Source organism: Acinetobacter sp. V116_7 (assembly GCF_056735735.1).
In genome coordinates this window covers 444,596-469,956 of sequence record NZ_JBWZIF010000014.1, presented here as the reverse complement: position 1 = coordinate 469,956, position 25,361 = coordinate 444,596, and the positions used below count along the sequence as shown (strand labels likewise).

13 protein-coding genes and 2 tRNA genes are annotated in these 25,361 nt (G+C 38.0%); 10 read left to right on the top strand and 5 right to left on the bottom strand.

The genetic code is table 11. The features are described from left to right. Positions 1–58: 58 nt before the first annotated feature. On the top strand, positions 59–1,822 hold the full coding sequence (locus tag AC1PJP_RS06740; protein WP_479766712.1) for an alkaline phosphatase D family protein: 1,764 nt from the start codon (positions 59–61) through the stop codon (positions 1,820–1,822). A 103-nt stretch (positions 1,823–1,925) separates the two neighbouring features. On the opposite strand, the gene AC1PJP_RS06735 is transcribed toward AC1PJP_RS06740, so the two are convergent. Both AC1PJP_RS06735 and AC1PJP_RS06730 read right to left on the bottom strand, forming a co-directional pair. Next, a tRNA-Leu gene (locus tag AC1PJP_RS06735) sits at positions 1,926–2,011 on the bottom strand. Between the two features lie 11 nt (positions 2,012–2,022). Further along, positions 2,023–2,096: transfer RNA gene (locus tag AC1PJP_RS06730), tRNA-Cys, on the bottom strand. 152 nt (positions 2,097–2,248) lie between these two features. On the opposite strand from AC1PJP_RS06730, the gene folD reads away from it, so the two are divergent. After that, the gene (gene folD / locus AC1PJP_RS06725) at positions 2,249–3,097 is read left to right on the top strand and encodes a bifunctional methylenetetrahydrofolate dehydrogenase/methenyltetrahydrofolate cyclohydrolase FolD (protein ID WP_003650084.1); all 849 of its coding nucleotides are present in this window, start codon (positions 2,249–2,251) and stop codon (positions 3,095–3,097) included. A gap of 240 nt (positions 3,098–3,337) precedes the next feature. After that, positions 3,338–4,006: a class I SAM-dependent methyltransferase gene (locus AC1PJP_RS06720; protein ID WP_416715844.1), complete on the top strand. Its 669-nt coding sequence runs from the start codon at positions 3,338–3,340 to the stop codon at positions 4,004–4,006. A 21-nt stretch (positions 4,007–4,027) separates the two neighbouring features. On the opposite strand, the gene AC1PJP_RS06715 is transcribed toward AC1PJP_RS06720, so the two are convergent. Further along, complete coding sequence (locus tag AC1PJP_RS06715) at positions 4,028–4,450, bottom strand: hypothetical protein (RefSeq protein WP_479766711.1); 423 nt, start codon at positions 4,448–4,450, stop codon at positions 4,028–4,030. Between the two features lie 116 nt (positions 4,451–4,566). Further along, positions 4,567–5,898, bottom strand: coding sequence for an MFS transporter (locus tag AC1PJP_RS06710; RefSeq protein WP_192837182.1), 1,332 nt, complete (start codon positions 5,896–5,898; stop codon positions 4,567–4,569). 372 nt (positions 5,899–6,270) lie between these two features. On the opposite strand from AC1PJP_RS06710, the gene glpK reads away from it, so the two are divergent. After that, positions 6,271–7,779 (top strand): glycerol kinase GlpK, encoded by a 1,509-nt coding sequence (glpK, locus tag AC1PJP_RS06705; RefSeq protein ID WP_479766710.1) that lies wholly within the window; start codon positions 6,271–6,273, stop codon positions 7,777–7,779. Positions 7,780–7,932: 153 nt separating this feature from the next. Next, a complete protein-coding gene (gene glpD, locus AC1PJP_RS06700) occupies positions 7,933–9,450 on the top strand; it encodes a glycerol-3-phosphate dehydrogenase (protein WP_151768409.1) in 1,518 nt (505 codons plus the stop codon). Between the two features lie 41 nt (positions 9,451–9,491). Here glpD and AC1PJP_RS06695 read toward each other — a convergent pair whose 3' ends face one another. After that, a complete protein-coding gene (locus AC1PJP_RS06695) occupies positions 9,492–11,324 on the bottom strand; it encodes a phosphoenolpyruvate carboxykinase (GTP) (RefSeq protein WP_005307903.1) in 1,833 nt (610 codons plus the stop codon). A gap of 389 nt (positions 11,325–11,713) precedes the next feature. Here AC1PJP_RS06695 and AC1PJP_RS06690 point away from each other — a divergent pair, with 389 nt between their 5' ends. The 5 genes from AC1PJP_RS06690 (at position 11,714) to groL (ending at position 25,247) form a co-directional block, all read left to right on the top strand. Next, positions 11,714–12,652, top strand: coding sequence for a diacylglycerol/lipid kinase family protein (locus tag AC1PJP_RS06690; RefSeq protein ID WP_151768408.1), 939 nt, complete (start codon positions 11,714–11,716; stop codon positions 12,650–12,652). Then, the gene (locus tag AC1PJP_RS06685) at positions 12,633–13,391 is read left to right on the top strand and encodes a metallophosphoesterase family protein (protein WP_250375248.1); all 759 of its coding nucleotides are present in this window, start codon (positions 12,633–12,635) and stop codon (positions 13,389–13,391) included. Before AC1PJP_RS06690 ends, AC1PJP_RS06685 begins: the two co-directional genes overlap by 20 nt. A gap of 302 nt (positions 13,392–13,693) precedes the next feature. After that, the gene (gene blp1, locus AC1PJP_RS06680) at positions 13,694–23,023 is read left to right on the top strand and encodes a biofilm-associated Ig-like repeat protein Blp1 (RefSeq protein WP_479766709.1); all 9,330 of its coding nucleotides are present in this window, start codon (positions 13,694–13,696) and stop codon (positions 23,021–23,023) included. 240 nt (positions 23,024–23,263) lie between these two features. Then, positions 23,264–23,554, top strand: a complete 291-nt coding sequence (locus AC1PJP_RS06675; protein ID WP_002120604.1) for a co-chaperone GroES — start codon at positions 23,264–23,266, stop codon at positions 23,552–23,554. Positions 23,555–23,612: 58 nt separating this feature from the next. Continuing rightward, positions 23,613–25,247, top strand: coding sequence for a chaperonin GroEL (gene groL / locus AC1PJP_RS06670; protein WP_005307896.1), 1,635 nt, complete (start codon positions 23,613–23,615; stop codon positions 25,245–25,247). The last annotated feature ends 114 nt before the right edge of the window (positions 25,248–25,361 follow it).

Genomic DNA, 25,361 nt, shown 5'->3' with positions numbered 1-25,361 from the left:
TTGTTCATCTTATCTACTTAACTTTAAGACACTCATTGCTTAAAACTTAGGTAATTTTATGTCAGAGAAAATTTCACGCCGAGAATTAATTCAAAAAAGTCTGTTCGGTTTTGGGGCGCTATCTTTGCCTGTAGCTTTTTCGGGTTGTAATGATGGTTCCGATGAAGAAAGTTCGGAGGCACAAGCAGATTTTTTACATGGAGTTGCGAGCGGCGACCCTTTGCAGGATAAAGTAATTTTATGGACGCGTTTAACACCGGTAGATCTTAGTGCGCGCCTTAAGGTCACTTGGGAAATTGCTACCGATGACCAGTTTAAGCTGAATTTAAAGACTGGTGTGGTTCAAACGACTAAGACGGATGATTTCACCGTGAAAGTAGATGCAACAGGTCTACAGGCGGATACCATTCATTATTACCGTTTCCATTTTGGTAATAAAACTTCACCTGTTGGTCAAACTAAAACTTTGCCTGTAATTACCAATAAGGTCAGCTTTGCGGTATGTTCTTGTTCTAACTATCCTGCGGGTTACTTCTACGTTTATCGTGAAATAGCAAAACAGAGTGTGGATGTAGTCATCCATTTGGGAGATTACATTTATGAATATGGCTCTGATGGATATGCGACAGAAGATGCAGAAAAATTGGGTCGTACTTTGCCATCTGATAATAATAAAGAAATTATTAAATTAGATGATTATCGCAAACGTTATGCGCTATATCGTCAGGATAAAGACTTGCAGGCAGTTCATCAACGTCATCCTTTCATTGTAATTTGGGATGACCATGAGTTAGCAAATGATACTTGGCGTGATGGTGCGGAAAACCATCAAGATAATGAAGGATCTTTTTCTGATCGTAAGTTAGCTGCTCTACAGGCTTATTTTGAATGGATGCCAATTCGCCCTGTTTCTAACACAGATCATCTAAATATTTATCGTCAGTTTAATTTTGGGTCACTTGTACAACTAACAATGCTAGATACACGCATTATTGCGCGAGATAAACAGCTTGAATATAAGGACTATATGACAGCTTCTGGTTTAGATGCTCAAAAATTTCAGGCTGATTTAACAGATTCAAAGCGTACTTTAATGGGGCATACACAAAGAGATTGGTTGGTTGGTAAATTAAAGCAATCGACATCAACATGGAATGTGATTGGTCAGCAAGTCTTAATGAGTAAAATGTGGATTCCTGCTGAGTTGTTGGTCTCTCTGGGGCAGATTACTTCAGGTGGAACTTCGCCAGATGCGTTAGCTAAAATGAATGCGCAAATTACGGAATTAGTCACATTGAAATTGCGATTAGAGCAGGGTGATCCAACTTTAACTGTTCAAGAAAAAGCGCGGGTCACAACTTTAGTTCCATATAATCTCGATGCTTGGGATGGGTACTATGCTGAGCGGGAGTTTGTGTATGATAAATTGGCAGAGTTTAATAAGAAAATTATTGTTTTGGCCGGCGATACCCATAATGCATGGACATCTTACTTGTATAGCCAAAAAGGGAAGTATGTCGGTGTTGAACTGGCGACAAGCTCGGTTTCTTCGCCGGGTCTTGAAAAATATTTAAGTATTCCTTTGGATCAGTTGCAAAAGTTTGAATTTGCCTTTACTACACTTATCGATGAATTGACGTATTGTAATTTAAATCAACGCGGTTATTTGGTCGTTACACTCGATGATACGCAAGTGCAATCGGATTGGATTTTTGTAGATTCAATTAAAAATGCAGAATATAAAGTAGATTCAAGTCGACACTATCAATTAGTGTTAGATGCGAATTTAACGCCTGAACAAGATAAGCAAAAAACTGCTTAAATATATGGATGGGAAAGGGATGCTAATAAGTATCCTTTTTCTTAGGCATAAAAAAACCAGCTTACGCTGGATTTTTTATTGCACCAATTTCTATACTAGAAAGTGGTGCCCGGGGCCGGACTCGAACCGGCACGCTTTGTGGGCGGGGGATTTTAAATCCCCTGTGTCTACCTATTTCACCACCCGGGCTTTACCAAATTTGGAGGCGGAGGTCGGAATCGAACCGGCGTCCACGGAGTTGCAGTCCGCTGCATGACCACTCTGCCACCCCGCCTACATTTGGTGATGCACATATTAGCAACCTTTAGAAAAAAAACAATACTGTTTTGAGATAAGATGAACATAAAAGCAACATCTAGAATAAATTTGTCCAAATAATCATGTATTATTGGCACATTAAATTCATGTCTACCTTGGAGATGTGCTGTGGCATTGGTTTTAGACGGTCGTGCATTAGCAAAGCAAATTGAAGAAAATTTGTCAGTACGTGTTGAAGCTTTAAAAGCTAAAACAGGTCGTACCCCAATTTTAGCGACTATTTTGGTTGGGGATGATGGCGCATCTGCAACTTATGTACGCATGAAAGGAAATGCTTGCCGTCGAGTAGGCATGGATTCTTTAAAAATTGAGTTATCACAAGAAACTACAACAGAACAATTATTAGCTGAAATCGAAAAGCTAAATGCTAATCCAGATGTTCACGGTATTCTTCTACAACATCCAGTTCCTGCACAAATTGATGAGCGCGCATGTTTTGATGCAATCTCATTAGCTAAAGATGTTGATGGCGTAACTTGTCTTGGTTTTGGCCGTATGGCTATGGGCGAAGCTGCATATGGTTCAGCAACTCCTGCGGGCATTATGACCATTTTAAAAGAAAACAATATCGAAATTGCTGGTAAACATGCGGTTGTGGTTGGTCGTTCAGCAATTTTAGGTAAACCAATGGCAATGATGCTATTGCAAGCGAATGCAACAGTAACGATTTGCCATTCACGCACACAAAACTTACCTGAACTCGTGAAACAAGCTGACATTATTGTTGGTGCTGTAGGTAAAGCTGAACTCATCCAAAAAGACTGGATTAAACAAGGTGCAGTAGTTGTTGATGCTGGTTTCCATCCACGTGATGGCGGCGGTGTAGGTGACATCCAGCTACAAGGTATTGAAGAAATTGCTTCTGCTTACACGCCAGTACCAGGTGGTGTTGGTCCAATGACAATCACAACTTTGATTCGTCAAACTGTAGAAGCTGCTGAAAAAGCTTTAGGTTAATTTAATTTATTCACGACGGCGTCCTACCATTTAACGCAAATGTTAGGAGCTCGTATGTTACTTTTCTTTCGGGATGAGTAGCGAATGCTACGCAAGACCAAAACGGTTGCACTAATTAAAGCAGTGGAATTGAACTAACGTATTTTTAGTAACTAGCCACTATCATGCTTTAAGCTACTGTTTTAGTCTTGCTCACAATGTGGTTAATCAAATAGTAATTATAAATTGTTGAGCTTATTTATGAGCTGCACCTTTCAATTTGCCAAAGCCCCTGAACATTTACTTCAAGCCTTGCATGAAGTCATTCCTCATTGTGAGTTGATGGTACAACAGTTACCAGAAACACCTGTTTCCTTGTGGTTGATTCCACCCGTTTTCCCAACCGATCGCTTAGATGATGAAGTTATTCGCCGAATCTGGAATGATACGCCATATTGGATTTTTTGCTGGGCATCTGGTTTAGCAATGGCGCAGTGGTTACTTACAGAGCCACATCATGTTAAAGATAAAGTTGTTCTAGATTTTGGCGCAGGTTCGGGCGTAGTCGCAATTGCAGCTAAAATGGCTGGTGCTAAAAGAGTAATTTGTTGTGATATTGATCAAGTTAGTCTTGCTGCCTGCCGTGAAAATGCTTTATTGAATGATGTTGAGCTAGAATATCTAGACGATTTATATAAAGCAGAGCAAGTTGATGTTTTATTGGCTGCTGATGTGTTGTATGACCAGTGCAACCGTTTCTTTTTAGATGAATTCTTGAAATTTGCGCCAGAGGTTTGGGTCGCAGATAGCCGTGTTAAAAACTTTAGTCATCCAAAATATCAAAAAATTGATGAAAGAAGTGCATCGACATGGCCAGATCTTGATGAAGCTAAAGAATTTAGAAATGTAAGTTTTTATAAGACGCTGTAAAAGAACAGCGTCTTATTTATATTATGAGCAAGTATAACGAACTACTTTTAACGTACTTGGACGTGCTTCAAGTGCTTGGCGAGTCGCATAATCTTCACCATTGTTTAAGCTTGGCGTATTCGATAAACCAAATGAGGCACGAGTTTCACCCAATTGAACGCCATAATGTTCTTGTTGAGCTGGGTTTGAAATCTCATTAATGCTTAGAACTGATAATTTATAAACTTTTTGAGCGCCTAATACATTTTGACAAGCACGTTGCAATTTACGTTCATCTAACTGCTGATTATTGCGGCTAGCCAATGTGTAAGCTAAAGTTGCCGAAGTTTTTGTTTGGTTTTCAATCTGGTAGCCAGTTGAACCATTGTATTGTCGAGGGGTGGTTTGACAAGCGGTTAAAACAAACATACTGCTTAATGCTAAACATAAAATACTTCTATTCATCAGTATCATCCTTATATTCTTATCTCTAGTATCTCATAAAACACAGCGATTGTTGGGGCTTAATCGCACGATTTAAGCTAACATCGGCTGGCGATATTAGCTCTTTTGTTAAAATATTAATGTTCTTTAATTTTTGAATGATGCTTAGTATCTTTCATAAAAATATAAATAATAAGTGAAATGAAGATCATAATACTCACATAAATAAAGTACCAAGATTCATGTCCAGCTTCTTTAAAACTTAAAGCAAAGAACTCTGCTGTACCGCCAAATAATGTATTGGCAATCGCGTAGGGTAAAGCTACCCCTAAAGCCCGAATATGAGCAGGGAAAAGTTCGGCCTTGACTACAGCATTAATTGAAGTGTAGCCAGTCACCATCACTAGACCTCCAAAACATAACCAGAAAGCTGTCCAGTAGTTATGCGTATTTGCGAGTGCATCAAATAAAATATATGTGAATAAAACACCCGTTATTCCGAAGAAAATCATAAGAGGTTTTCGACCGATTCGGTCTGACAAAGCACCCGCTACAGGTTGTAAGCACATGAAAATAAATAGTGCTAACGTGGTAATTTGAGTGGCCTCGGGTTTTGTAAATCCGGACGTATTTACTAAATATTTTTGTAGGTAAGTGGTATAAGTGTAAAAAGCTAAAGTTCCACCAGCTGTTAAAAATAATACTGTAAAAGCTTCTTTAGGGTAGTGTTTGAATAAAGCAAACATGCCCGATTGTGGTTGGTCTTTTTCAGCTTGGGCATTTTTAAAGGATTGTGTTTCTAATAAACCACGACGAATACGGAACACAACAATGGCAAGTAAAGCACCAATAAAGAATGGAATACGCCATCCCCAATCATGTAACTGTTGTTCGGTTAATACCAGTTGTAATATTAAAAGAACACATAGAGCTGTCAGTTGTCCTGCAATTAAGGTGACATATTGAAAGCTCGAGAAAAAACCACGTCGATTTTTTTCGGCCATTTCACTTAAGTAAGTGGCACTAGCACCATATTCACCGCCTACGCTTAAGCCTTGAATTAAACGAGCGACAACTAATAAAAGAGGTGCAAATACACCAATACTTTCGTAACTTGGCGTCACAGCAATAAGAAGTGAGCCTACGCACATCAAAGTAACGGAAAGTGTGAGACCTGCTTTACGTCCTTTGCGGTCTGAATAGATTCCCATAATCCATGCACCAATTGGGCGCATTAAAAAACCTACAGCAAAAATTGCAGCCGCTTGAAGAAGTTGAGCTGTTTGACTTCCTTTTGGGAAAAATGCATGAGCAAAATAGAGCGTAAATGCGGCATATACGTACCAGTCGTACCATTCGACAAGGTTACCCGCGGAACCGCCCAAAATTGATTTTAGCCGGGTTTTTGTATCTAAATTAGAATGCGGAGTTGTTGCGGTAGAAGGTTGATCAACCATGAGTCGCTCCATGTTTCGCTTGGGTTGAATGCTAAAAAAGAGAAGTTTTATTCCGTTTTTACATATTATCTAGAGGAGTATTTCACTTTATTTTTTTTATGTCTGTAAAACAATGTTTATTATTTAAGCAAAGGAATAAGTTGAATATTCATGTGATTTCAAATTAGCCGATCAGCTCATTTTTATAGTCTTACTCCAATCTTTGACATACTATTTTTTCCAAGTAGTAAAAAGTGATAAAGAATGCGTAATGTTTAAGCCAAGAAAACCTATATCTCTTAAAAATAATGATATATTCCAAAGAAAATTTTAAATAAATACAGTTAGGCATGATGTCTTGGCATTGTGGACTAGATGTGTGTGGATAATGAAAGGGACATTCAGATGTCAAATTGCCCGAAAAAATATATTGTTGCTTTTGATCAGGGAACAACAAGCTCAAGAGCAATTGTTTTAGATCATGATGCTAACGTTGTAAGTATTGCTCAAAAAGAATTTACTCAGATTTATCCGCAGCCAGGTTGGGTTGAGCATGATCCTATGGAAATTTGGGCCACACAAAGTGCTGTTTGGGTAGAAGCTCTAGCTCAAGCTGGCATCAAGAGTGAACAAGTTGCGGCAATTGGAATTACAAACCAGCGGGAAACCACAATTGTATGGGATAAGAAAACAGGAAAACCTATTCACAATGCAATTGTTTGGCAAAGTCGACAGACAACTGAAATATGTAATCAATTGCATAAAGCCGGTTGGCAAGAATATATTCGTAAAACAACTGGTTTAGTTATTGATCCTTATTTTTCTGCTACCAAAATAAAATGGATTTTGGACCATGTAGAAGGAAGCCGTGAGCGTGCTGAGCAAGGGGAGTTATTATTTGGTACGGTGGACACATGGCTAATCTGGAAATTAACTAATGGCGCAGTCCATGTCACTGATTTTACGAATGCTTCACGAACCATGCTTTTTGATATTGAAAAGCTTGAGTGGGATGGAAAACTTTTACAAGCTTTAGATATTCCTAGAGCAATGCTACCAGAGGTGCGTAGTTCATCTGAGGTTTATGGATACACACATACCATTAGCGGGCAAGAAGTGGGGATTCCGATTGCCGGTATAGCAGGGGATCAACAAGCTGCACTTTTCGGGCAAATGTGTGTAGAACCTGGACAAGCAAAAAATACCTATGGCACAGGCTGCTTTCTACTCATGAACACAGGTAAAAAGATTGTTCGTTCAGAGCATGGTTTACTGACGACGATTGCGTGTGGTTCAAATGGTGAAGTGAATTATGCTTTAGAGGGCGCCGTGTTTAATGGAGGCTCTTGCGTACAGTGGCTTCGTGATGAGTTAAAGGTAATTAAGAATGCTAAAGACTCTGAGCTTTATGCAACACGTGTAAAAGACAGCAATGGTGTATATGTTGTACCTGCTTTTACAGGTTTAGGTGCTCCCTATTGGGACCCGACAGCGCGTGGGGCAATCTTTGGTCTCACTCGTGGAGCAGGTATAGAACATATTATTCGTGCAACTTTAGAGTCAATTGCTTATCAGACAAGAGATGTACTTGATGCGATGCAGCAAGATGCAGAAGAAGAGCTTCGTACACTTAGAGTCGATGGAGGGGTAACGGAAAATAATTTCTTGATGCAATTTCAAGCTGATATTTTATCAACCCCAGTAGAACGCCCAATAATGAAAGAAACTACTGCTTTGGGGGCAGCTTTTCTTGCAGGATTGGCAACGGGTTTCTGGCAAGATCTTCATGAGTTAAGAAATAAGTCTGCGATAGAAAAAGTATTTGAACCAAAAATGTCTTGTGAGCAATCTGAAGTTATTTATAAAGGTTGGCTGAAGGCAGTTAAGCGTAGTCAAAGTTGGGCTGAGGATTGATCTGTTCTTTAACTGGTTAAATTCAATAGTAGGGTAATCAATTAACGGTAAATACTCGGTTATTTAAAATTGATTATTCTACTTTTTTGATTGTTGTTTCATCAATTTGATGTTTTAATTTTTATAAGATCAACAATAAAAAGAAAATGAGAAATGACAGTACAGCCTAATGATTATTCAAAAATATATGACATTGCCGTGATTGGTGGCGGTATTAATGGCGTCGGTATTGCTAATGATGCGGCAGGTCGGGGATTATCGGTATTTTTATGTGAAAAAGATGATTTAGCAAGTCACACCTCATCTGCGAGCAGTAAATTAATTCACGGCGGTTTACGCTACTTAGAACATAAAGAATTTCGATTGGTTAGAGAAGCTTTAGCAGAGCGTGAAGTCTTGTTGGCTAAAGCTCCGCATATTATTAAACCAATGCGTTTTATTATGCCTCATCGGCCACATTTGCGTCCTGCGTGGTTAATTCGGGCAGGCCTATTTTTTTATGATCATTTAGGAAAACGAGAAAAATTATTAGGGTCAAATCTTATTTATTTCAAAGAAGATAGTCCCCTAAAACCCGCTATAACGCGTGGCTTTGAATATTCGGACTGTACTGTAGATGATGCACGTCTTGTTGTGTTGAATGCGCTACAAGCTAAAGAGAAGGGTGCCAAAGTTGTAACGCGGACAAGATGTGTTAAGGCTTATAGACAACAAGAACTGTGGCATTTGGAACTACAAAGCGGGGCTGAGTCTTATCAAATACGAGCAAAAGCCTTAGTGAATGCAGCAGGTCCTTGGGCCGAAGAAATTATTAGTGAAAACCTACAATTAAAATCGCCATATCAAATTCGGCTGATACAAGGTAGTCATATTGTTGTGCCTAAACTCTATGATTGTCATAAAGCATTTATTATGCAAAATGAAGACCGACGCATAGTGTTTGCCATTCCTTATTTAGAAAAATACACATTAATAGGTACGACAGATCAGGAATATTTAGATGATCCACAAAAGGTAGAGATTACCGATGTGGAAATAGATTACCTTTTGACAGTCACAAATTCACATTTTAAAAAGCAGCTCACCCGTACAGATATCGTCAGTCAGTTTTCTGGAGTTCGAGCTTTATGTGATGATGAGTCAGATAATCCGTCTGCAGTTACACGTGACTATACTTTGGCATTGCAAGTTGAAGATAAAACAGCTCCCTTGCTGTCGGTATTTGGTGGAAAGATTACAACTTATCGGAAATTAGCTGAATCGGCTCTGGAGCAACTTGGCCCGTTTTTTACAGATATGGGAGAGGAGTGGACTGCAAATGAAGTATTACCTGGGGCGGAGAATTGGACCACACTTGAAGATTTAGTTATAAAGATTCAAAACCAAGTTGAAGGGATAACCGAGCAGCTTGCTACTCGCTGGGCAAATGCCTATGGCTCTAGGGTTTGGGATATTTTGCATGAGCGAAAAGCTCTTGAGCAGTTAGGGCAAGATTTTGGTCACGGTTTATTTGAATCTGAAGTTCAGTATTTATGTGAAAATGAATGGGCAAATACGGCAGAAGATATATTGTGGCGTAGAACTAAGTTAGGTTTGGCATTTGATGAAAAACAAGTAAAAAATTTGGAAAGCTATTTGACTGGACGTCGACAAAAAGATGATGCCGCATAATAAAAAAGGCCGCACAAGGCGACCTTTTTTATATTTAGCAATTAGAAGCCAGTTTTTACAGCTTCAAGTAAAGCTGCTTGACGTTCTTTTAATGCTTTTGGTAAGCGCTCACCAAGTTTATTGAATAACTCAGTGTGGCTTTCAATTTCAGTAACCCACTGATCTTTATCTTGAGCTGTGATAAGGTCAAATTCTTCTTTAGAGAATTCAGTACCTTCCCAGTTCAAGTCATCGTAAGTTGGAACAAGACCAATTGGTGTTTCAACAGCGTTTGCACGACCTTCACAACGGTCAATGATCCACTCAAGAACACGCATGTTTTGACCGAAACCAGGCCATACGAAATTGCCCTCAGCATCACGACGGAACCAGTTTACATTGAAGATTTTTGGTAATTTATTACCAGCAGCTTCAGCTTTTGTGCTTACTTCTTGACCAAGGCTTAGCCAGTGATCGAAGTAGTCAGCCATGTTGTAGCCAGCAAATGGAAGCATCGCGAATGGGTCACGACGAACGATACCTTGTTGACCAACAGCAGCAGCAGTAGTTTCAGAACCCATAGTTGCAGCTTTATAAACGCCATCAACCCAATCAAAAGCTTCAGAAACTAAAGGAACCGTATCTGCACGGCGACCACCGAAGATAAATGCAGAAATCGGAACACCTGCTGGATTTTCCCAGTCAGCATCGATAGAAGGGCATTGACCAGCAGCAACAGTGAAGCGCGCATTTGGATGAGCAGCTTTTTCACCATTTACGTGAGGTTGACCTTTCCAGTTAGTTAAGTTAGTTGGAATTTCTTTAGAAAGACCTTCCCACCATACTTGACCGTCATTAGTTACCGCAACGTTTGTATAGATAACATCTTTGTGAAGAGTTGCCATACAGTTAGGGTTAGTCTTGGTATTTGTACCAGGAGCAACACCAAAGAAACCAGCTTCTGGATTGATTGCGTATAGACGACCGTCTTCACCTGGTTTGATCCAAGCAATATCGTCACCTACAGTCTCAATTTTCCAGCCTTCATAGCCTGCTGGTGGAATTAACATTGCGAAGTTTGTTTTACCACATGCAGATGGGAAGGCTGCAGCGATATAGTGTTTTTCACCTTGTGGGTTAGTCACACCAAGAATAAGCATGTGTTCAGCTAACCAACCTTGTTCGCGACCCATAACAGAAGCGATACGAAGTGCTAAACATTTTTTACCAAGTAACGCGTTACCGCCATAACCAGAACCGTAAGACCAGATTTCACGAGTTTCTGGGTAATGAACGATGTATTTTTCAGGGTTACAAGGCCATGCAACGTCTTTTTGCCCTTCAGCAAGTGGAGCACCTACGGTATGAATACAAGGAATAAATTCGCCGTCTGTACCTAGTACGTCATAAACTGCTTTACCCATACGTGCCATTTTGCGCATGCTAACAGCAACGTAAGGAGAGTCAGTTAACTCGATACCGATATGAGCAATATGGCTTCCAAGTGGACCCATAGAGAAAGGCACAACGTACATTGTACGACCTTCCATTGATCCTTCGAACAAACCATTTAACTTTTCACGCATAACAGCTGGTTCTTCCCAGTTGTTTGTCGCACCAGCATCTTCTTTCTTTTGAGAGCAAATGTAAGTACGATCTTCAACACGCGCAACATCAGATGGGTCAGAATTTGCAAGATAAGAACCAGGATGTTTTTCTTGGTTTAATTTCTGCATGGTGCCGTTAGCGATCATCAAGTCGATTAGACGTTGATACTCTTCTTCGCTTCCGTCACACCATTCGATTTTTGCTGGTTTGGTTAAGTTTGCAATTTCTTCAACCCATGCGATAAGCTTAGGATGACGAACGAATTCTGGTGCGTTCACTGTGGTCATGGTGAGGCCTATTCAAAATATGTACAACGTACAAGTCATTCATTGAGGTACAATGAAAGATCAAATAAAAAAGTGGCTGTATTAAAGCACAAAATCATAAAAAAAATAAGACTAAAGAATAAGAAATAGATATTTTGATTTTTTATTTTTTTTAATTTAAATCATATATTTATTGTTTTTTGGTGTATTTTATTCTTTACATTTTTATGTTGTATGTGTGTTATTTATATTATTTATTTTTTTTAAAATCAATAACTTGATGTTTAAATTTTTCTTGAGAATTATTATTGATTAAACAAATGATCATCATTCGAAATTTACATAAAGAGACTTTTATTAGGCGATTTTCTATACAAAATACAAGGTAAATCCTCTTTAAGATAATAAAAATGCGGACTTTAAAACCTCTCTCTATCATCTATAACCAGAAGTCGGGTTTTCATGCTTCAAAACATGAAGATATGTATGAACAATTAATGACTGCACTCACCGAATTTGGTTTTGAAATACAAGTTTTTGAATTAGCGGAAGATGTTTCATTTGATGATTTAATGAATCAAGTGATTCATCGGCATAGTCAAAAAGCAAATTTAGGTGTTGTTGTGGCAGCAGGTGGAGACGGGACGTTAAATGCAGTAGCATCAAAACTTCGTCATACCAATATTCCTATGGGAATTTTACCTTTGGGAACTTTTAACTACGTCGCTAAAGTTTTAGATATTCCTTTAGATTTGTTAGAGGCGGCTGAAGTCATTGCTACAGGAACACCCCGTTCTGTACATATTGCGACTATTAACGATCATATTTACTTAAATAATGCGAGCCTAGGCCTTTATCCATTGTTTATAAAAAAACGTGAGCTCTACAATAAATACTTAGGACGTTTGCCTTTACATGCGTATACCTCAGCTTTGGATGTTTTATTAAGAGAAAATAAATCTATGAAGCTCTCCGTCACAGTTGATGGAAAAAAATATCCAGTCAAAACCCCACTAATTTTCTTTGGTAATAATCAACTGCAACTTTGTGATATGAAATTAAGAATTGCTGATTGTGCTGCACAAGGGAGAGTCGCTGGAGTAGTCATTACAAAAAGTGATAGGCTTAGTTTATTACATATGCTTTGGCAATGGATTCAAGGAAAGGTTGAAGAGACAAAAGATGTTTATAGTTTTTGTGCTGATCATGTCATTGTTGAATGTGCAAAAAAATCAAAACTTACTGTAGCTTTAGATGGTGAAATTTTAGAGATGAAAACACCATTAAATTTCACTGTAGAAAAGAATGCTTTAAATATTATGGTGCCCAATGTTATTACATCTGTCTGATTTGCATTTTGGAACAGAAATTGAGGCCTGTTTAGATGCAATTCGGCTTTTTTGTACCGAACATAAACCTGAAGTTATTGTTGTGAGTGGAGATATCACTCAGCGAGCCAGATATCAACAGTTTTATAATTGTCGTCAGTTTTTAGATAGTCTTAATATTCCTTATCTTGTTGTGCCTGGTAATCACGATATTCCGTTGTACCATGTCTGGAACCGTTTTTTCTCACCATTTACTCGCTATCAATATTTTTTTGGCCAGCTTGAGCCAACTTTAGAAACTGAACATTTCTATATTGTTGGCGTAAACAGTATACGCCGCCGTTATCATACTCGTGGACATATTTCGATTGAGCAAATTCAAACTACATATGAGCGATTACAGCAAGGGCCAGAGAATAAAATCAAATTAGTTGTTTTTCATCAGCCTTTTTATACCCCACCTGATGATGAGCATGGTATTAAAGATTGTCCTGTATTAGGGAAAATGGCTCTCGAAAAATGGAGTAAGACAGGACTATTTGGTATGTTACATGGGCATCTTCATAAAATAGCCGTATATGATTTAACGCAAATTTATCAATTAGAAATAGATCATCCTATTTATGATATTCATGCAGGAACAGCGACATCTAGCCGTTTGCATTATCATGTTCCAAATAGTTTTAATGTCATTTCAAATGAAGGAAGAATTAATCATTATTGGTTTAATTATGATTTAAAGATTTTTCAATTAATTTAATTTATAAAAATTCTATAAGACATTTAACTTAAGAGTAGATTGATAAAATTTTATCCATTACAATGCCTAAGCTTTAAATTCTATATATGGGGAATAGGAAAACATTCTTAATGTTTTATCATTTTAAAAATAATATTAATGGATACATAAAAATTTTTAACTATATAAAAAGCCATGTTTTTAACTAGCTATAATAAGGGTTTTAGTCTTTTGTGAAATTTAATAATATTTTATAAAATGAGTATCTATTGACTTAATATTTTAGAAAAACTTAATAATATTTAAAATTTCATGGTGGATAAATGGTACAAGTATCATTAATGGCAAATAATGCTTCAAAAAATAATACAGTTGATATTGATGTAGGCCAGACAAAAACTATTGTAGTAGATCCTAAAGAAATCGCAAAGATCGATATAAGCCCAGAAAAAATTGCCTCAATAACAAGAGAAGGAAATAATGCAATTATTCATCTAAAAGATGGAACTGAAATTATTTTAGAAAACTATTTTATTAGCGAAAATCCGCAAATTCTTTTAAATGATGGGCAGAGTTATTGGACTGCCAGTTTAGGTGAAGATGCTACTGGACAGACTACTGTTAATTATTTAGAAGTAAAAGATGCACCAAAACTTATAGACTCTTCATCTTCTGTACCTCTCTGGACTGGGGTGGTCAGTGCTTTAGCAGGCGCAGGAACAATTGCTTTATTGTCAAGGAAAGATCCTAAAGACACGACGCCTCCTGAGCCAGGTCATTTGATTCTCAAAAATCTTTTAGACTCAGGCGCCTCAACAACCGACCAGATCACTCAAGATAAAAACTTCACTTTAAAGATTGAGGGACAGGAAAGTGGAAGTCGAGTAACGTATTTGGTCTCTACCGATGATGGTAAGACGTGGCAAGAAACAACAGTAACTCAAAAAGATTTAGTAGATGGAAGTTATCTTTACAAAGCTGTAGTAACAGACCGAGCTGGAAATACATCGGAAACCGCTATACAAAAAGTGGTTGTGGATACCACAGCACCACAAGCAGGTGAACTGACTTTATCTGATTTGACTGATACAGGCGTCTCAGCAACGGATCAGATTACGCAAGATCAAACTTTTGATTTAAAGATTAGTGGACAAGAAGTAAATAGCCAAATTACTTACTGGATATCGAAAGATGATGGTAAGACGTGGGAGGAAACAACAGCTGAACAAAAAGATTTAGCTGATGGAAGTTATCTTTACAAAGCTGTAGTAACAGACGTTGCAGGTAATACCTCAGAAACTGCTATACAAAAAGTGGTTGTGGATACCATAGCACCGCAAGCAGGTGAACTGACTTTATCTGATTTGAGCGATACAGGTGTTTCAGCAACGGATCGACTTACGCAAGATAATAATTTTACTTTGAAGTTAACTCAACCAATTGTGATCGGTGAACAAGCTGCTTTACTAGACCACTATGAAATTTCGAAAGATGAAGGAAAAACTTGGCAGGAAACAACAGCTGAACAAAAAGATTTAGCTGATGGTATTTATCTCTATAAAGCCGTAGTAACGGATCTTGCTGGCAATACCTCAGAAACCGCTGTACAAAAAGTGATTGTAGATAATTCTTTAAATGTTGAAGAAATTGCAGTAACTGTAAAGCCGATTACTGAAGACAATACAATAAGCCTAGTTGAAAAAGATCAAGTTATTTCTATAAGACTGGACGTAGATAATCTACCAACAGATTTAAATAGCTCACTGACTTCAATAAATACGACATTAAATGATGTTGTTTATAACTTTCATTTTGATGAGCTAACTCAAGAATGGGTTGCTGAAATTCCAGCAGAGTTCTTGTGGTCAGAAGAATCGCAAACCAATATATCAATTAATATTAGCCTTACTGATCAAGCTGGCAATACAGCGATTATTAAACAGATTCAAAATTATAATGTAGATCATACTCCGAATTCACCAACACTAGATTCACTAACCTTTAATAATATAGATGGAGCTATCATTTCGGGTAGCGCATATAAAGGAAGTAAAGTCGATATCTACAATAAAAATGGAGATTGGCTTGCAAGTACAATAGCCAATGAAGAGGGTAACTTCACCTTACAAAATCTTTCAATTAGCTCAAATAATGAAGTTTATGCAGTTGCTACTTATAATGGATACAGCAGCGAAAACTCATCAATTGGACTAGTTACTGAAGTTCCAGCTCTTAGTATTTTACGAATTAGTCCAGAAGGCGTGATCACTGGTTATGCGACTGAAGGCAGTCATTTTATTGTAAAAGATCAGAATGGAAATATTCTACAAGAGTTTAACTCTATTGCATTTGAGGGCTCAGGTATTACACCTTTTAGTGTAATGGAATTAGGTGAAGTTAGACCATTTACTTTGTCCCTCGACCAACCTTTGGAGGAAGGTACTCAAATTATTATCTCTACCGATAAAGATAATGTTTCAGGCCATCCACAATATATTACCGCAGACTATACGCCCGCAGTATTTTTAGAAACGCCACAATTTGATATCAGTGGTGAAACCTTATCAGTACATGTCAATGAACCTAACAGCCTTATTCTTGTGTTTTCCGGAACAGGAAATCTAATCGCTAACGGTGTTACAGATGAACAAGGCTTTGCAAGTTTACCTGTGTTCCAATTTTTAAAAGAAGGTGAGTCGGTTACCGTACAAGTAGTAGATAAAAATCAAAATACGAGTGAAGCCCTAATCGAAGTTCCAAACTTTGCTTATATTCCACATGTTGAACGTATTACACAAGAAGGCTTAATTTCTGGGTTTGCTGAAGATAATAGTACGGTAATTGTGCGTGATGCTGACGGTAATGAATTAGGAAAGGTTACATTAGGTGATGACAATAGTTGGAATGAATTTAGTCATTTTAGCTTGAGTGTAAACCGACCTTTAATTGATGGAGAGCAAATTTCCGTTCAAATTATTGATAATAAAGGTCTGATGAGCCCTGAGCAGAATATTGTTGTAGATCTGACTCCTCCACCTGTTCCAACAGATTTAAATTTTAATGATGCTGGCGATTTAGTTTATGGTCATGCAGAACCTTTCTCTGAAATTTTAGTTAAAGATGGACAAGGAAACATTCTTAATAAATGGTTTTGGAATAACTGGACCGACGAGAGTGGAAGTTTCTCGATAGAATTAGGTATGTTTTTAACCAATGCTGAGACAGTTTATGTTACGGCTACAGATGTAAATGGAAATGTAAGTTTAGCTGCTCGGATACAGGCGCCTAACTATGCTTTTGCCCCATATGTAGATAGCTTTACTTCGGATGGAGTGATAAGTGGGCAAGCTGAAAATAATAGTACTCTCATTGTTAAAGATACCAAAGGTGAAGTCGTAGCTGAAATTAAAGTCGGTGAAGATAACGGCTGGAATGGATCAACTTATTTTAAACTCCAGCTTGACCGCCCTCTTGTTGATGGTGAGCAGTTGTTCTTATCAATTAAGGATGCTCGTGGACAAATAAGCACCGATACTGTAATTACTGCTGATACAGTTCCTCCTACACCAGCCAGTAATTTAGTTTTCTCAGAAGATGGTTCATATCTTACGGGTGTAGCAGAACTGAATACTACAATTCAGGTTTTTGATCATAATGGTCAGCCATTGAATATATGGAATAATACCGTCAACTCGGACGGTACATTTACTGTTTTCTTAGGTAGCAATAATTTACATGGGGAGGCATTCACGGTCACCGTTAAAGACCAAGCTGGAAATGTGAGTGAAGCTGTTTCAATAAATGCTCCACTTGATGATATTGCACCGGATCCAATTAAAAATATTTTACTTGATGCAAACGGTCAAAACTTTACAGCGCAAGCAGAAGCAAATAGTCAGATCGAAGTTTTTGATTCATTAGGTAATCAGACGGGTTGGGGCTCTACAGATAGTGCTGGTAATGTCTCAGGCTTTTTCAATCAAATCTATTTACATGGTGAAGAACTTACTTTTGTTGTTATAGATCGAGCAGGTAACCGCAGTATCGAATTTAAGCAAAATGCTTTAATTGATACCATTGCACCAAATCCGATTGAAAATATCATCTTCAACGAAGAGGGCCAAAGTTTTACAGCTCAGGCAGAAGCTGGAAGCTCTATTGAAGTATTAGATCAGGCTGGAAATAAGATTGGTTTTGGTTACACCGATAGCTCAGGTAATGTATCTGGTTATTTTCAACAAGTTTACTTACACGGTGAGGAACTTACTTTTGTCGTAATCGATCGAGCAGGTAACCGCAGTGCAGAGGTCACGCAGAGTGCTTTGAATGATGATGTCGCACCAAATCCGATTGAAAATATTGTACTTGATGCGAACGGACAGAACTTTACAGCTCAGGCAGAAGCAAATAGCCAAATTGAAATCAAAAATAATAACGGTGACGTCGTAGGTTATGGATCAGCAGATAGTGCAGGTAATGTTTCAGGATATTTGTATCAAGTGCATTTACATGGCGAAGAGCTTACTTTTGTTGTCGTTGACCGAGCGGGTAACCGCAGTACAGAGGTCAAGCAGAATGCCTTGATTGATGATATTGCACCAAATCCGATTGAAAATATTATATTAGATATCAATGGTCAAAACTTTACAGCGCAAGCAGAAGCAAATACTCAAATTGAAGTTAAAAATGCTGTTGGTGAGATTGTTGGTTCAGGTTATGTGGATGGCGCTGGTAACGTGTCAGGTTATTTATATCAAGTCTATTTACATGGAGAAGAACTCACTTTTGTTGTCGTTGACCGAGCGGGTAACCGTAGTACAGAAGTTAAGCAAAACGCTTTAACTGATGATGTTGTACCAAATCCGATTGAAAATATTGTACTTGATGCGAACGGACAGAACTTTACAGCTCAGGCAGAAGCAAACACTCAAATTGAAGTCAAAAATGCTGCTGGTGAAGTCATAGGATCTGGTTCAACCGATAGCATGGGGAATGTTTCAGGTTACTTCTATCAGGTCTATTTACATGGTGAAGAACTCACTTTTGTTGTAGTTGATCGAGCTGGTAACCGTAGTACCGAGGTCAAGCAGAATGCCTTGATTGATGACATTGCTCCGAATGTGATTGAAAACATTATCTTTAATGAAAATGGTCAAAACTTTACAGCGCAAGCAGAAGCAAATAGCAAAGTTGAAGTTAAAAATGCTGTGGGTGAGGTTGTAGGTTTTGGTTATGTGGATGGTGCTGGTAATGTGTCAGGTTACTTGAATCAAGTTTATTTAAAAGGTGAGGAACTCACTTTTGTTGTGATTGATCAAGCCAGTAATCGCAGCGCTGAATTAAAACAAACAGCCTTTCTTGATAATACAGCACCGGAAAATGCGACTAATTTAGTATTTAGTGAAGATGGCTCATATCTAAGTGGTATCGCTGAGCCAAATGCGACGATTCAAATATTTGATCAGAACGGTCAATTATTAAATCTTTGGAATAATAATGTTAATTGGGACGGAACATTTAACATCTATTTAAATAGTAACTACATGCATGGAGAAGTATTTAAAGTAGTTGTAGTTGATCAGGCTGGTAATTTGAGTGGTGAGGTTACTGTAAAAGCACCGCTTGATGATATTGCTCCTGTAGCTGCAAGTAATCTGGTCTTTAGTGAAGATGGTTCATCCCTTTCTGGAGTAGCTGAACCAAATACTTTCATCCAGATTTTTGATCAAAATGGTCAGCAGATGAATACGTGGAGTCAGAGTGTAAATGTTGATGGTACATTTACTATTTTTTTCGGTATTTACAATTTACATGGTGAAGAGTTTACAGTCATTGTTAAAGACCTTGCTGGAAATGTGAGTGAAGCTGTTTCAGTTAAGGCGCCGCTTGATGATATTGCGCCTAATCCGATTAAAAATATTGTACTTGATGCGAACGGTCAAAACTTTACAGCACAAGCGGAAGCAAACAGTCAGATCGAAGTTTTTGACTCATTTGGTAACCAGATAGGTTGGGGCTCTACCGATAGCACTGGTAATGTGACGGGTTACTTCTACCAAGTTTATTTACATGGAGAGGAATTAACTTTCGTTGTCATAGATCGAATGGGTAACCGCAGTGTCGAACTTAAGTTAAATGCTTTGGTAGATACCATTGCGCCAGACCCAATTGAAAACATCATCTTTGACGAAAATGGGCAAAATTTTACGGCACAAGCAGAAGCCAATAGTTTTATTGGTGTCAAAAATGCTGCGGGTGAGTTTGTCGGTTATGGTTATGTCGATAGCACTGGTAATGTGTCCGGTCACTTCAATCAGGTTTATTTAAAAGGTGAGGAACTCACTTTTATCGTTATAGATAAAGCAGGTAATCAAAGTATTGAATTTAAGCAAAATGCTTCGATTGATGATATTGCACCAAATCCGATTGAAAACATTGTCTTAAATGAAAATGGTCAAAACTTCACAGCGCAAGCGGAAGCAGATAGTCGAATCGAAGTTAAAAATGCTGTTGGTGAGGTGGTAGGATCTGGTTCAACCGATAACATGGGTAATGTTTCTGGTTACTTCTATCAAGTGTATTTACATGGAGAGGAGCTTACTTTTGTTGTAGTTGACCGAGCGGGTAACCGCAGTACAGAGGTCAAACAGAATGCCTTAATTGATGATATCTCGCCAAATCCGATTGAAAATATTGTGCTCGACTCAAACGGTCAAAACTTTACTGCACAAGCAGAAGTAAATACTCGGATTGAAGTCAAAAATGCTACGGGTGAGGTTGTAGGCTATGGTTATGTAGATAGTACTGGTAACGTGTCAGGTTATTTTAATCAAGTCTATTTACATGGAGAAGAGCTTATATTTGTTGTAATTGATCAAGCAAGTAACCGAAGTATTGAGGTTAAACACAATGCTTTAATTGATGATGTTGCACCATCAGCTGCTTCAAATATTACATTAACCTCAGACGGATTGCTTTTTGGTGAGGCTGAGCCAAATGCAACGATTGAAATTATTGATCAATATGGTGCAGTTATCGCAACAACTTATGTTTGGTACGATGGCACATTTAATCAATGGATTAATCTGAGTCAATACCAGACACAAAATTTGAGTATTGTTGTCAAAGATATTGCTGGTAACCGAAGCGAAGTTGCTCATCAGTTAGTACCTGTATTTTCGAACTCACCAATTACTGCAACAGAGCTAAAACTGGATGTAGATGGTCATATTCTGACAGGAAAGGCAACAGCAGGAATGTCGATTGTTGTTACATCTACTGATGGTCAGATCATTAATGGAGGGTGGAATAATGTTGCGAATGAAGATGGTAGTTTTGCCATTCAGTTAATTGATTACTATCTACAGGGACAAACATTACAAGTTCGAGTTTATGACCAGAATATCAATCAATACAGCCTAATCTCTGAAATTATTGCGCCTTTAGACAATATTGCTCCAGTAATTAATGATGTGGTGATTAGTAATGACGGTTATGGTATTACGGGACAAGCTGATCCGAAAGTAATCATTAAAGTAATGGATGCGGATGGAGATTTTAGAGCAGAATTTCAATCGGATGAAGCTGGATATTTCAATGCTAGTATTTATCCACCATTATTACGTGGAGAGCAGTTATTTATCACGGCAACAGATTTAGCCAAAAATATAAGTACCCCACTTAATATTACTTTTAATCCAGACACTAATGCACCACCAACAGTAGATCAGGTCGTTGTATCTGAAAATGGTTTCTTTATTGAGGGAACTGCTTCACTTAATAGTGAGGTGCGTATTTTTGATGTGTATAGTAATTATATTGGTGGTGGTTCTGTAGATGAAACAGGGCATTTTAATATCCAGTTATACTCACCTCAGGCGAATGGGCAAACTTTACGCATTGTTGTGGAGCAAAATGGCTATCAAAGCGCTTACACCGAAATTAAGGCACCCATAGACATCGTCGCACCAAATGCAGCAACTCTGCTTGTCTTAGAAGATGGAAATATACTTTCAGGACAAGCGGAAGCATATTCAACGGTTAATATTTTTGATGTTAATAATAATTTAGTTGGTCAGACTACGGTTGGAAGTAATGGTACTTTCTTAGCGCAATTATGGTCACAATATTGGCATGGCGAAACATTGACGGTAAAAGTAGTTGATGCCAATCAAAATGTGAGTGTAGGTACAACGGTTGTTGCTACGAATGATACAACAGTACCGAATGTAGCCACACAGCTTGCCATAAATGGATGGGGAGAGCTCACGGGACATGCAGAAAGTAAGGCTACTCTTGAAGTTACATATCATTTTGCTGATCAAGAACCTTCTGTAACAAGTACGACGGTCATGGCAGATGGAACTTTCTCTACTTATATGTATGGGAATGCAACATCATTTGACCTTACCGTTATTGATCGTGCCGGAAACCGTAGTGAAACCATTAGCCAAATAATTAATGATTTACCTACCATCACTGTTGATCAGTTTAAAGGTGATGTTACTGATAATACTTATATAGTTGATCATATAAGTGATTTTGTTCAAGAGTATGGCGTTGCTACTGTTAATGTATTTCAGGATGTCTGGATAGATACAAGTCATTATGAGGAGCAATGGGTAGCTTCTGGTTATACTGATAATATATGGGTAGATACAAGCCATTTTGAAAATGTTTGGATTGACACAAGTTACTCCCAAGATATTTGGATTGATACAAGCTATTATCAAGATACATGGGTCGTTGATGGCGTAATAGACGTCTACATGGACTCAAATGGCATAAATTACTATTCAGATGATGGTTCGTATAATCAATATGTGAATACGTACTATGATTATAATTTAAATCAATGGCAGTCAGGATATGAACTATCAGGTCCTAATACTCTAGAGGTTGGACATCTTGAACAACAACTCGTTCAAGATGGGCACTATGAATCTCAATGGATTGAACAAGGTTATTATGAGCAACAATATGTGTTTGATGGTCATAATGAAGAGGTTTGGGTAGATACGAGTCATTACGAAAGTGTTTGGGTTCAAAGTGGTTATTCGGAAACACAAATAGTTGGGTCTGAACTTAAAGATACGGATTTTGGTGGACACGATAAAATAATTAGTTCTGTGAGTTATAGTCTGGTTGGATATTCTGATTGGTCGACAAATATAGAAAGTGGTCGTTATGTTGAAGACTTGGAGTTAGTTGGCTCTGCTCATCTAAATGCAACAGGCAATGCTTTAGATAATCTTTTAACAGGTAACTCTGGGAATAACGTTTTGAATGGGCGTGAAGGTAATGATACCTATATGACTAATGACGGTGCTGATACCATTTTGTTCCAATTGCTAAATAGCCAAGATGCGACTGGCGGGAATGGACATGACACGGTGTTAGATTTTACTTTAGGTGATGTAAGAACTGACCTCCAAGCTGACAAAATTGATTTAAGTGAACTATTAATTGACTATTCTAAAGATGTAAGCACATTAGCGAAATTTATTACTGTAGAGCAAGATGCAGGAAACACGACTATTAGTCTTGACCGAGATGGCGAAGGTACAATGTTTAGTAGTGTGTCATTGATAACTTTAAATCAGGTAAATACAACATTAGATGAATTGTTGAATAATCAGCAACTCTTTGTTTAACATTAAAATTTATCTTTATAAAAGAGGCTATGAAAATAGCCTCTTTTATTTTGTGCTTTAAATTTAATAAAAACTCTTCACAACCTGTTAAAAAATGACCAAAAAAGATAAGTTTTTTTTCATTTCCCCCTTGAAGCCTTTTTTTTCATCCCCACAAAAGTGACATCTAAATATTTTGTTATTGCTCTGGATTAAAGCAATAACGATTAATCAAAAAGACTTAGTCTGATGGAGTTAATTATGAGCAACATTCGTCCATTACATGATCGCGTTGTAATTCGTCGCGTAGAAGAAGAAACCAAAACTGCTGGTGGTATTTTACTTCCAGGTTCTGCTGCTGAAAAACCATCTCAAGGTGAAGTAATTGCAGTAGGTAATGGTCAAATCACTGAGAATGGCGTACGTGCTTTGGATGTTAAAGTTGGTGACAAAGTATTGTTTGGTACTTATGCAGGTACAACAGTGAAAGTAAGTGGTGAAGAACTCTTAATCATGAAAGAGTCAGACATTTTAGCTGTGTTGGAAGGCTAATCAATCCATAACTCAATTCATTATCAGATTCAGTATTTAAAAAGATTTGGAGTTTAATATGTCAGCTAAAGACGTAAAATTTGGTGATTCAGCTCGCTCAAAAATGATTGCAGGCGTAAACGTACTTGCAGATGCTGTTAAAGTGACTTTAGGCCCTAAAGGTCGTAACGTAGTGATTGACCGTTCTTTCGGCGCTCCGCACATCACTAAAGACGGCGTAACTGTTGCTAAAGAAATTTCATTAAAAGACAAGTTTGAAAACATGGGTGCTCAACTTGTTCGTGAAGTTTCTAGCAAAACTAACGACATCGCTGGTGACGGTACTACAACTGCAACTGTACTTGCTCAAGCAATTTTAAATGAAGGGATCAAATCTGTAACTGCAGGTATGAACCCAATGGATTTAAAACGTGGTATCGATATCGCAGTAAAAACTGTAGTTGAAAATATCCGTTCAAATGCAAAACCTGCTGATGATTTTAAAGCGATCGAACAAGTTGGTTCTATCTCTGCTAACTCTGACACTACTGTTGGGAAACTTATCGCTCAAGCGATGGAAAAAGTAGGTAAAGAAGGCGTAATCACTGTAGAAGAAGGTTCTGGCTTCGAAGACGCTTTAGACGTTGTAGAAGGTATGCAGTTTGACCGTGGTTACATCTCTCCGTACTTTGCAAACAAGCAAGATACTTTAACAGCTGAGCTTGAAAACCCGTTCATTCTTCTTGTTGACAAAAAAATCGGTAATATTCGTGAATTGATTTCTGTTTTAGAAGCAGTTGCGAAAACTGGTAAACCACTTCTTATCATCGCTGAAGATGTTGAAGGCGAAGCGCTTGCTACACTTGTTGTAAACAACATGCGCGGTATTATCAAAGTATGTGCTGTTAAAGCTCCTGGTTTCGGTGACCGTCGTAAAGCAATGCTTCAAGACATCGCAATCTTGACTGGCGCAACTGTTATTTCTGAAGAAGTTGGTATGTCTTTAGAACAAGCAACTCTTCAGGATTTAGGTACTGCACACAAGATCACTGTTTCTAAAGAAAACACTGTAATTGTTGATGGTGCTGGTGATGCAGCTGCTATTGCTGAGCGTGTTCAGCAAATCCGTGCTCAAATTGAAGAATCTTCTTCAGAATACGACCGTGAAAAATTACAAGAACGTGTTGCTAAATTAGCAGGCGGTGTTGCTGTAATTAAAATTGGTGCGGCAACTGAAGTTGAAATGAAAGAGAAGAAAGACCGCGTAGACGACGCACTTCATGCAACTCGTGCAGCAGTTGAAGAAGGTGTGGTTGCTGGTGGTGGTGTTGCGCTAGTACGTGCTGTAAATGTATTAGACAACCTAAAAGGTGCTAACGACGATCAAACAGCGGGTATCAATATTTTACGCCGTGCGATCGAAGCTCCACTTCGTCAAATCGTTTCAAACGCTGGTGATGAGCCATCTGTAGTTATCAATGCAGTTAAAGCGGGTGAAGGTAACTTCGGTTATAACGCTGCAACTGGCGAATATGGCGATATGTTAGAAATGGGTATTCTTGACCCAGCTAAAGTAACTCGTTCTGCACTTGAACACGCTGCTTCTGTAGCTGGTTTAATGTTAACTACAGAATGTATGATTACTGACATTCCAGAAGATAAACCAGCTGTTCCAGATATGGGCGGTATGGGTGGTATGGGCGGAATGATGTAATAACGCATCAACGCTTGAACTAAAAAAATCCCTGTTTATACAGGGATTTTTTATTTTACGTGATTTTAAGAAATAGTTAAGTTCAATAACTTATATTAAAAAACAGGAACAGCA